Below are 7232 nucleotides of genomic sequence, written 5' to 3'. Positions count from 1 at the left end.
CCCGTCCGCCGCTAACTTTCTGGAGCAAGCTCCAGAAAATCCGCTCGACTTGCATGTATTAGGCACGCCGCCAGCGTTCGTCCTGAGCCAGGATCAAACTCTCCGTAAAGTGTTTGATAAAGCTCATTGTGTTTCTTGTAATTCTTGTACTAACGTTGACGTTTTTGGTTGTTTAGTTTTCAAGGTTCAAGCTTACAATAGTAATAATGGAGCGGGTGATGAGAATCGAACTCACGACATCAGCTTGGAAGGCTGAGGTTTTACCACTAAACTACACCCGCTTGGTATTCTATTTATAATAGAAGGTAAATGATGGCGCGCCCGAGAGGAGTCGAACCCCTAACCTCTTGATCCGTAGTCAAACGCTCTATCCAATTGAGCTACGGGCGCGTATGTTTTTGGTGCGGTCGAGAGGAGTCGAACCTCCACGGGATTATCTCCCACTAGGCCCTCAACCTAGCGCGTCTGCCATTCCGCCACGACCGCTTAATGAAGCGACAAGTAATATTATATCAATATAACTCAGAATGGTCAAGCACTTTTTAAAATTAAATTTTAAATGCGGGTGGAGGGACTTGAACCCCCACGCCTTGCGGCACTAGATCCTAAGTCTAGCGCGTCTGCCAATTCCGCCACACCCGCATATTCATAATGGTGAGCCATGTAGGATTCGAACCTACGACCCTCTGATTAAAAGTCAGATGCTCTACCGACTGAGCTAATGGCTCATCTGGCTGGGCTAGCTGGATTCGAACCAACGCATGACGGAATCAAAATCCGTTGCCTTACCGCTTGGCTATAGCCCAAAAATAAAATGGCGGTCCCGACCGGGATCGAACCGGCGATCTCCTGCGTGACAGGCAGGCATGTTAACCGCTACACCACGGGACCCTTAACATATGTATTCATTCATTTTAAAAATGGTGACCCGTACGGGATTCGAACCCGTGTTACCGCCGTGAAAGGGCGGTGTCTTAACCGCTTGACCAACGGGCCGATTGTTATCTATGTAATGTTCTGGCGGAGAAGGAGGGATTTGAACCCTCGCGCCGCTTACACGACCTACACCCTTAGCAGGGGCGCCTCTTCAGCCACTTGAGTACTTCCCCATAAAAATGGCTCCACAGGTAGGACTCGAACCTACGACCGATCGGTTAACAGCCGATTGCTCTACCACTGAGCTACTGTGGAACGATATGAATAGTAGTATGTATCGAAAGATGGTGAACGATGTATTTCTTTTTTATTACTGTTTTGTCGTCTTTCCGACTTTTAAAATATTAACAGACCTTTTTTCGACAGTCAACTACTTTTTTAAAGTTTTTATAATTTCATTAAGCATGTCGAAATTGAGGAATGTTTTTAATTTACCATAACAATGTCCTGCTGTCAAAGTTTAACGAAGCCCTTCTTTGATCTAAAAGCTTACTTGAAGGCGGTTCGGTCCTATCATATTTAAACGAAAAAGAGAGCTTGGGACAAATGTGTCTCAAGCTCTTTGACCGGTTCGATGCGCTTCAGGCGGGCGCTTTCCCCATGGACGGAGGCTTGAGGCTCTCCAGGCCCATGCCCTGTATAGTCTCACCTTGCCGTCAAATTCTGCGGGAGTCGCCCCCTTCCGCTCCGCTCTACTCTTACTATTGATCAATACTTCTTCATTGTTTACCTTTTTGAGTTTTGTCCCAGCCTCTTCTTCTAGTAGAGGCAAGCGGATATCCGTACTATTCGTTGGGTTTCGCTTCACCAAGATACGACAGTTTCCCTCTGCATTTCCCGCACGCATACCTGCTGATATTCATTCTCTTTTTCCGAATATAAGATTGTCCGCATTGTTTGCACCGGTAGGCATGATAAGTCACGTTGGTTCTTTTCTTTTTTTGCTGGGATGGGAGGGGTGTGCAGAACCGTGGGGCAGCTACTTTTTTGGTCAGTTCTTTAAAGTCTTTATCGCGGTGCTGATACCCTTTCCCTTCTATATGAAGATGATAATGACAAAGCTCATGTTTAATGATGCCGATAAGTTCCTCCATGCCATGTTCATTCAGATAGTGAATATTAAGTTCAATATGATGAGACGACAGCATGTATCGACCGCCTGTGGTTCGCAGACGGGAATTAAACACTGCTTTATGCTTAAACGGCCTGCCAAATTCTTTTAACGAAATTTCCTCTACAAGAAGCTGCAATGTTCGTTGCTCCACCTTACCTTCTCCTTACTGGTTATTCACACTTTCTTTTTAAACGGTATTTATAAAGGAGGAAAAGCAGAGGCTGATGTTACACCCCTGCTGACTAGCTTCCACTCTTACTCTTTTAAATAAATAGGAAGATTAACGCGATAATTGGAATGGATGTAATCAGCTGCATAGCAAGCAGTGAAAAAGAACGCACCTGATTTTTCATTTCCTCAGGGACAGGCTGCCTCATTCGGGTGGCAACCTGAATAATTCCAAAGATCATGGCGGCAAAAATAACCACCAGCGGGATTACCGGAAGACCTGTGTCTGGTCTCTCTACAGTAATATAGGTAATGATAATAATTGCGAGTGGAACTAACTCAATGATGACTGTGGCGAAAAAGAAACGGGTCATTGCCGCCTGGACAGTCATTCCATGCTGCTCCCCCTCATTTCCTATTTTCACAATCGTTCCTAAGTGCGCAATATAATTGAACGTAATACCCAGAGTTGCGATGACGGTCGCTGCTGTAATTAAAATATAAAACATGCTTTCTCTCCTCTATTTACGGATTCAGTTGATCTTTTGGTTCAAGCATGGTTAACGCGATTCTTCCTTTTTTCACATCGACCTGTTCTACCCAGACTGTGACGACGTCCCCGAGCGCTACAACATCTAAGGGGTGCTTAACGAAGCCGTTTTTTAATTTTGAGATATGCACGAGTCCGTCCTGCTTCACACCGATGTCCACAAATGCCCCGAAATCTACCACATTACGAACCGTTCCCTGTAATTCCATACCCTTTTCAAGATCTTCCATTTTCAGAACATCCTGTTTGAGAAGAGGTTTGCTAAGTTCTTCTCGCGGGTCTCTCCCCGGGCGTATAAGTGCTTCGATAATATCTTTCATGGTCAGATGTCCGATTCCGATCTCTTCTGCCCATTGCTCTGGTGTTTTTTCAATGATTTTACCTTTCAGCTCATCTGTTCCGATATCAGAAGGGACGGCATTCAGGATTTTCAGCATTTGTTTCACATAAGCGTATTGCTCAGGGTGAATCGGCGTCCGGTCAAGAGGATTTTTCCCGTCTGTTATTCTCAGGAAACCAATGCACTGTTCATAGGTTTTTGCGCCAAGTCTCGGGATTTTCTTTAATTGGATCCGGTCTTCAAATTTGCCCAGTTCCTCTCTTTGTTTCACTACATTTTGCGCCACCGTTTTTGAAAGCCCTGCTACGTATTGAAGAAGAGCCGGTGAAGCGGTATTCACGTTTACACCCACCTGGTTAACCGCGGTTTCGACAACAAAGGACAAGGATTCGTTTAATTTCTTTTGTGAAACGTCATGCTGGTACTGCCCCACTCCGACAGATTTCGGGTCAATTTTTACAAGCTCGGCTAAAGGGTCCTGAAGTCTTCGGGCGATGGAAACTGCACTGCGCTCCTCTACCTGAAGATCCGGAAACTCCTCCCTGGCAATCTCTGAGGCAGAATACACACTTGCCCCAGCTTCATTGACAATTAAATAAAATATTTCCTGGGAAAGGTTTTTCAGCTGTTCAGCAACGAATAATTCGGTTTCTCGGGAAGCGGTGCCGTTGCCTATTGCTACAAGCTCAATCTCATACTCTGCAAGTGTTTTTTTGAAAATGGCTGCTGCTTTGGAAGGATCTTTGGTTGTGTGGGGATAAATAACGTCCACTTTCAGCATTTTCCCTGTTTCATCGACAACAGCAAGCTTGCAGCCAGTGCGGTAGGCCGGGTCAACCCCTAATACTCTTTTTCCTTTTAAGGGAGACTGAAGCAATAAGTTCCTCAGGTTTTCAGAAAAGATATGAATCGCCTGATTTTCACCTTTTTCCGTAAGCTCATTTCGTATTTCGCGTTCAATTGATGGCTGAATAAGACGTTTATATCCATCTTCAATCGCTTCCTGCACAATATTCGCAGTGACGGAGTGAGGATATCGAATGATTTTTCTATTTAATTCGCCTACGATCCTGTCGCCATCCGGCTGGATGTACACACGCAGGACTTCTTCTTTTTCCCCGCGGTTCAGAGCGAGCACGCGGTGCGGTACGATTTTGTTTACAGGCTCTTCGTACTCATAATACATTTCAAAAATGCCTTTTTCGTCTTTTTCCGCTTTCTTGACAGATGAGCGTATTTTCCCGTGACGGAAGGTTTCTCTTCTTATGTACTCTCTAAATGCCGCATCATCCGCAATTTGTTCTGCGATAATGTCCTTTGCGCCTGCAAGTGCTTCTTCTGGAGAAAGAACTTCTTTTTCTTCAGAAATGTACCGGCCGGCTTCTTCTTCGATCGATCCATTTTTCGGGTAGGATGTCAGCCATTGCGCAAGCGGCTCGAGTCCTTTTTCTTTTGCAACAGTGGCTCTGGTTCTCCGCTTTTGCTTATATGGCCGATATAAATCTTCGAGGACCTGAAGCTTTGCCGCTTTGGTAATAGCGGAAGTTAATTCCGGGGTCAGCTTTCCCTGTTCATCAATTAAACGGATCACTTCTGCTTTGCGTTCTTCTAAGTTCTGCAGGTATTTCCACCGGTCATCAATTTCTTTTATTTGCACCTCATCCAAAGCCCCGGTCATTTCTTTTCGGTAGCGGGCGATAAATGGAACGGTATTGCCTTCATTTAGTAATTGAATAACTTGTTCAATCTGTTTTTGGTTAATTGCCGTTTCTTTTGACAGCTGGGATAGTAATTGGTTATTTCCTTCGCTTGACATAAATGAATCGTCACAGCCTTTCCATTATGATTGGTCTCATTGTATCATACGTCCTCTGGTTTATTTTGCCGGAACATGCAGAGAAAACAAAAAAGAGACCGCCTATTATGGCAATCTCCCAATAACAAACGTAGTGTCGTCTGTCCCACTTACAATTGACTCAAGCTGCGAGGAAATATAATCTAAGGAATGCTGCGGCTGCAACAATGGGCGTACACGGGTCAGTTCAAGACCATCTGAGTGAAGCAAAAATGAAGATCCTCCTTCATAAGGAAACCTCTGAATCTTATAATTCTGCTTTCTGCCAGATAAATAGCCTGTTACAGGCAGCGGGTAGGTTAAGCTGCCCTCGTGTGAATAAAAGTAGAATCGGACATTGCCGACACAGCTGTACTGCACAATTTTTGATGCATAATCAATTTTCACAATCGCAACTGCTGCTCCTCTTTTTTTCATTAAAGAGTCGTTGCATCGGTTCATCAACGTTTCCACGTCTTCCTCATGGTGCATCGATACAATATCGCATGCAGCAGAGGATGCTTCATGAGCAAATGTTCCGCTTCCGAGCCCGTCGGCTAATATACAGATAAAATATTCTTCTGTGGCAATCATAAAATAACTGTCTCCACAAACACTTTTCCCCATTTTTGTGTACTGTCCCGCTATTGCCTTCACATTCTCATGATGGAGAACATCCATTAATTAAAATCCTCATCCTGCTGATTTTCTTGCTGAATGGCATCTCGTAATTTCTTAATTGCACGGCGCTGCAAGCGGGAAACATGCATTTGGGAAATTCCGAGCTGGTCACCAGCATCTTTTTGACTCAGGTTTTCCAGGTACGTGTATTGTATAATTTGCTTCTCACGGTCATTCAGCACATGAAGAACTTTTTCAAGCACCAAACGCTGATCGGTTTTTTCGTAATTATCGTCCATACTTCCAACAATATCTAATAGCGTAACCGTACTGCCGTCTGAATCCGCTTCAATGGAATGATCAACAGAAAGAGCCTGGTAGCTTTTTCCCATCTCCATCGCTTCAAGAATTTCTTCTTCGGATACTTCCAGATAATCGGCTATTTCATTCACTTTAGGTGAACGCTGCAGATCTGTGGTCAGTTCTTCTACTGTCGCTTTGATTTTAGGGCCTAATTCCTTAATCCGTCTCGGTACATGAACACTCCATGTTTTATCACGTAAAAATCGTTTGATCTCACCAATAATCGTTGGTATAGCAAAAGCTTCGAAGCTTTTTCCAAAAGTATCATCGTAGCGGCGGATCGCCCCTAACAGGCCGATCATTCCTACCTGAGCGATATCTTCATGATAGGATTTGCCTTTTGAATACTTTCTTGCAATGGACTCAACTAAATTGCGGTAGTGCACCACAAGATTATGCTGGGCGGTATCGTCTTCTGTTTCCTGATATGCCTTGATCCATTTAAGCACTTCGTCTTTGCTTGGTTGATTAGGTTGAGACAGTTTTCGCATCCCTCTCCACCTGCTCTTCCTCAATATACTTCGTCATGAAGACTGTTACACCCTCTTTATGGTGTATCTTTACCTCATCCATTAAGCTTTCAATTAAATATAAACCTAACCCGCCTTCACGGAGCATGTCTACCGATGAACTCTCATCGTATGGACCAACTTCTTCTTTGATTTTTTTGAAATCAAAGCTGTGTCCGTGATCAGCTACGATGACTTCAAGTCTGTTGTTGTAAAGGGCGAACCCTACCACAACCTCTCCGTTGTCATCTTCGCTGTATGCATGCTGAACAGCATTGGTGATGGCTTCACTTGAAGCAATCTTCAGGTCCTCGATATCGTCATATGTGAATCCCATACGACTGGCGATCCCCGAAATCGTTAAACGAATTACCCCAACATACTGGGCTTTGGCGGGGATTTTCATTTCAATATAATCAAATGGTTGCATTATTCCACTCCACCTTTTACTTCGGGATTAATATCCATGATGTCTGCAAGACCGGTAATATCAAATAAACGCTTTAAGCGGTCGGACAGCCCAACCAGCTGCAAATGCCCACCGTTTGCTTTAATCCCTTTGAAAAGTCCAACAAATACACCAATCCCGGTACTGTCCATATAGTTAACCTGTGAAAGGTCTGCAATCAGGGTGATAGGATCTTTTGTTGACACGGGGTCAAGTTTTTCACGCAGTTTAGGAGCGGTAAATGCATCAATTTCACCCGCGATGGCTACACGCACCAATTCTTCTGTTTGTTCTGTTATGTTAACTGTTATATTCATCTATTCCACCTCTTCTATATCTCAACACATTA

General features: G+C 44.2%; 7 protein-coding genes, 10 tRNA genes and 1 rRNA gene. All 18 read right to left on the bottom strand.

All coding sequences use genetic code 11. From position 1 onward, the window contains the following. Nucleotides 1–109, bottom strand: a 16S ribosomal RNA gene (locus ACQCT8_RS18720); the annotation flags it as partial. 98 nt (nucleotides 110–207) lie between these two features. Further along, nucleotides 208–281, bottom strand: a tRNA-Gly gene (locus ACQCT8_RS18715). 32 nt (nucleotides 282–313) lie between these two features. Beyond that, nucleotides 314–390 (bottom strand) — tRNA-Arg (locus ACQCT8_RS18710). A 9-nt stretch (nucleotides 391–399) separates the two neighbouring features. Then, a tRNA-Leu gene (locus ACQCT8_RS18705) sits at nucleotides 400–486 on the bottom strand. A 74-nt stretch (nucleotides 487–560) separates the two neighbouring features. Next, a tRNA-Leu gene (locus tag ACQCT8_RS18700) sits at nucleotides 561–642 on the bottom strand. A gap of 10 nt (nucleotides 643–652) precedes the next feature. Next, nucleotides 653–728 (bottom strand) — tRNA-Lys (locus tag ACQCT8_RS18695). A 3-nt stretch (nucleotides 729–731) separates the two neighbouring features. Then, a tRNA-Gln gene (locus ACQCT8_RS18690) sits at nucleotides 732–806 on the bottom strand. Between the two features lie 9 nt (nucleotides 807–815). Continuing rightward, nucleotides 816–891: transfer RNA gene (locus ACQCT8_RS18685), tRNA-Asp, on the bottom strand. A gap of 30 nt (nucleotides 892–921) precedes the next feature. Then, nucleotides 922–996, bottom strand: a tRNA-Glu gene (locus ACQCT8_RS18680). Nucleotides 997–1018: 22 nt separating this feature from the next. Then, nucleotides 1019–1109, bottom strand: a tRNA-Ser gene (locus tag ACQCT8_RS18675). A 7-nt stretch (nucleotides 1110–1116) separates the two neighbouring features. Continuing rightward, nucleotides 1117–1191, bottom strand: a tRNA-Asn gene (locus ACQCT8_RS18670). 530 nt (nucleotides 1192–1721) lie between these two features. Then, on the bottom strand, nucleotides 1722–2201 hold the full coding sequence (locus ACQCT8_RS18665; protein ID WP_426873634.1) for a SprT family protein: 480 nt from the start codon (nucleotides 2199–2201) through the stop codon (nucleotides 1722–1724). Between the two features lie 112 nt (nucleotides 2202–2313). Continuing rightward, entirely contained in the window at nucleotides 2314–2727 is a 414-nt protein-coding gene (locus ACQCT8_RS18660; RefSeq protein WP_426873632.1) for a hypothetical protein, read from the bottom strand. 16 nt (nucleotides 2728–2743) lie between these two features. Continuing rightward, nucleotides 2744–4924: a Tex family protein gene (locus tag ACQCT8_RS18655; protein WP_426873630.1), complete on the bottom strand. Its 2181-nt coding sequence runs from the start codon at nucleotides 4922–4924 to the stop codon at nucleotides 2744–2746. Between the two features lie 105 nt (nucleotides 4925–5029). Then, a complete protein-coding gene (locus tag ACQCT8_RS18650; protein ID WP_426873628.1) occupies nucleotides 5030–5623 on the bottom strand; it encodes a PP2C family serine/threonine-protein phosphatase in 594 nt (197 codons plus the stop codon). Next, nucleotides 5623–6417 carry an RNA polymerase sigma factor SigB gene (sigB, locus tag ACQCT8_RS18645; RefSeq protein WP_426873626.1) on the bottom strand — a complete coding sequence of 265 codons (795 nt, stop codon included), beginning with the start codon at nucleotides 6415–6417 and terminating at the stop codon, nucleotides 5623–5625. Before sigB ends, ACQCT8_RS18650 begins: the two co-directional genes overlap by 1 nt. Continuing rightward, nucleotides 6395–6865: an anti-sigma B factor RsbW gene (rsbW, locus tag ACQCT8_RS18640; protein ID WP_278241514.1), complete on the bottom strand. Its 471-nt coding sequence runs from the start codon at nucleotides 6863–6865 to the stop codon at nucleotides 6395–6397. Before rsbW ends, sigB begins: the two co-directional genes overlap by 23 nt. Further along, a complete protein-coding gene (locus tag ACQCT8_RS18635) occupies nucleotides 6865–7200 on the bottom strand; it encodes an anti-sigma factor antagonist (protein WP_278241515.1) in 336 nt (111 codons plus the stop codon). Before ACQCT8_RS18635 ends, rsbW begins: the two co-directional genes overlap by 1 nt. Between the last annotated feature and the right edge of the window lie 32 nt (nucleotides 7201–7232).

The sequence above is a fragment of the Jeotgalibacillus proteolyticus genome, assembly GCF_050107735.1.
Taxonomy (GTDB): Bacteria; Bacillota; Bacilli; order Bacillales; family Jeotgalibacillaceae; genus Jeotgalibacillus; species Jeotgalibacillus proteolyticus_A.
This window is presented reverse-complemented; position numbering and strand designations above follow the sequence as displayed.